The sequence below is a fragment of the Mesorhizobium sp. M7A.F.Ca.AU.001.01.1.1 genome (genome assembly GCF_004022735.1).
Lineage (GTDB): Bacteria > Pseudomonadota > Alphaproteobacteria > Rhizobiales > Rhizobiaceae > Mesorhizobium > Mesorhizobium ciceri.
Genome location: NZ_RZPF01000887.1, coordinates 1 through 2,285, shown reverse-complemented (window position 1 = coordinate 2,285; position 2,285 = coordinate 1). Strand labels below are relative to the sequence as shown.

The following is a 2,285-nucleotide window of genomic DNA, read 5'->3' as shown; positions in this document are numbered from 1 at the left end:
CCCCACTTGAGGGGGAGATGTCCGGCAGGACAGAGGGGGGCGCCACGGAACACCGTGGACCGAGAGGCAGCTCTACTCCCCCACCGCCGCCTCATAGACATCAGCCTTGAACCCGACCATAACCCGGTCGCCTACCTCCAGAACCGGCCGCTTGATCATGGTCGGCTTGGCCAGCATCAGCGCCTTGGCGCTCTTCTCGTCGAGACCCTGCTTTTCCTTGTCCGGCAGCTCGCGGAACGTCGTGCTCGCCTTGTTGAGCAGCTTTTCCCAGCCGACCTTGCCCGCCCAACCATCCAGCCGCTTCGCGTCCAGTCCCTCGGCCCTGAAATCGTGAAACCGGTAGGCTACGTCATGGCCTTCCAGCCAGACGCGCGCCTTCCTGACCGTGTCGCAGGTGGTGATGCCGTACATGGTGATCGTCAAAAGCGTGCTTCCTTGGCTGACTGTCGAATCCGTTCCACAGACTAAACCGCCCTTCCCGATTTGCCAGAGCCGTTGCCATATCTCCGTTCCACATGACGGCCAGGACAATGTCCTGGCCGTCTAACCTCCAGATCATGCAGCAGCGATGTGAGCCGGAAGCCGGGGGTCCGGCCTCAATAATAGAAGCGCTCTTCGGTGATCTTGCCGTTTTTGACCGTGTAGAGGCCAACTTCATCCATGGTGACACGCTCGCCGGTAGCCTTGGGCGTTATGTCGAACTTGAAGCGCACCGCGAACTGGTCGCCATTGACATAGGGGCCTTCGACAGAGCCGCCATGGACTTCATTGTTCTCCTGCCACCACTGGCCCTTCTGCCTGAGAGCCTCCTTGCCACGGGAGATGGCCATCGGCCCCTCCATGGCTTCGTAGCTCACGATATCGTCGGAATTGTACTTCTCGGCGGCAGCTTCGTTCTCGCCCTGCTTGAGCAGCTCGGTAAAATCCTTGGCAATTTCCGCGATGGTCATTTGCGTTCCTCCTGTTCAGACGCACTGCAAATAGGCAACGACTCGCTGGCCTGCCATCGTCGGACCACGGGGTAGCTGACAAGCCATGTCAGGATGATGGATATCGCTCGGAGTATGTGACGACGATGTGAGCACATCACATCGCGCTCAGCGGCCAACATTCCGGGAAAACGTACTTCTTCAGTCCGCGCAAGCTGTGCACAAGGACGAACTCTCGTGCAACAAAGCTGATTGGGCCCATAGGCTGTTTGGGGACAAGTTTTCGGTCATATGCAAGCGTCAGATGCGGAACGAAACCATCTGACGCCTTGAGGCCTTCGCGCAGCATTTCGACGCCGAGCTTCCTGCTCAACTCACAAACCGGTCCGTCATCGGCGAGAAGCACGAAAGGGTGTTTGGCTGGCTTGCCCCTAGTCGCCGGTCGGCCGGGAAAGCTACTGGCATAGCGAAAGGTAACCTCGAACGGGGCCATCGCAATGCGCCGTCCCGATCGGGCGGCCGCAAAAAGAATTTTGGACCGTAGCCTTTTGTAATCACCGACATGCTGCAGGCTGACGTGAAAACGCTCCGGTAGCAGTTGGTCGCCGGTTACCCCGCATTGGCCGCATAGCCGATTTTGACAATCGGCAAAGCGCGAATGGTCCTTAGACTGCAAAAACAAACCGAAGAACACGCGCTCGGGCCGTTTAGGCCGCCATGGCGGCTCTGGAAGTCCATAGTCGAATTCGCCTTGCAGATACATACGCACACGCCCGGCAAAGAACGCTCCTGTTTTGCTCCATTCCGGAACAAAACAGGAACGCTCTCCTTGAGTCAAGCCTGGAATCTATTCGAGCTCACGCCCAGCAGCCGATGATACCCTCGACCTCGAGGAAATCGTGGATCGCCCAGTTGGCCCCGGTTTTTAGAGTTCGATGAACTAACCTGGCAGCACTGGGCAGTTGGCGCCACGGCGCAGGCTGATATGCGCCACGTCGCCGACCTGGAAGCGAAAACCCTCGGCCTGGCGCGGCGCGTCGATGACGACAGGTGCGCCCTGCCCGAGTTCGGCATGCAGGCGCAGCGTGCGGCCGTGAAAGACGACGCTGTTGACGCGCGCCGGTGCGGTGCCGGGCGCGGCCTCGGTCATCGCCAGCAAATCCTCCGGGCGCACGCCGATGGTGCGGGTAGCGCCCTCGGCAGGTGCCTCGCCGGTTTCAGAAATAGCCTCCAGCGGCAGGGTGCCGGCGGTGAAACGCAAGCGATCGCCATCGCGGCCGACAAACCGTGATTGCAGGAGATTCATGGTGCCGATGAAGCTCGCCACAAACTTCGTGGCAGGCCGGGCATAAAGTG

General features: G+C 59.9%; 4 protein-coding genes. All 4 read right to left on the bottom strand.

Annotated features, from left to right (window positions below):
- Nucleotides 1–72: 72 nt before the first annotated feature.
- Nucleotides 73–423, bottom strand: a complete 351-nt coding sequence (locus EN884_RS33465) for an ArsC family reductase (RefSeq protein ID WP_063167640.1) — start codon at nt 421–423, stop codon at nt 73–75.
- A 173-nt stretch (nt 424–596) separates the two neighbouring features.
- Nucleotides 597–950 carry a nuclear transport factor 2 family protein gene (locus EN884_RS33460; RefSeq protein ID WP_013532858.1) on the bottom strand — a complete coding sequence of 118 codons (354 nt, stop codon included), beginning with the start codon at nt 948–950 and terminating at the stop codon, nt 597–599.
- A 136-nt stretch (nt 951–1,086) separates the two neighbouring features.
- Nucleotides 1,087–1,692 carry a hypothetical protein gene (locus EN884_RS33455; protein WP_063167639.1) on the bottom strand — a complete coding sequence of 202 codons (606 nt, stop codon included), beginning with the start codon at nt 1,690–1,692 and terminating at the stop codon, nt 1,087–1,089.
- A 177-nt stretch (nt 1,693–1,869) separates the two neighbouring features.
- A partial coding sequence (locus EN884_RS33450) for a TOBE domain-containing protein (protein ID WP_128361023.1) occupies nt 1,870–2,285 on the bottom strand: 416 nt, incomplete at its 5' end.

What these genes read in the sequence shown, in the direction of transcription:
- EN884_RS33460 (WP_013532858.1), bottom strand. Translation starts at nt 950, where the DNA reads ATGACCATCGCGGAAATTGCCAAGGATTTTACCGAGCTGCTCAAGCAG.
- EN884_RS33455 (WP_063167639.1), bottom strand. Translation starts at nt 1,692, where the DNA reads ATGTATCTGCAAGGCGAATTCGACTATGGACTTCCAGAGCCGCCATGG.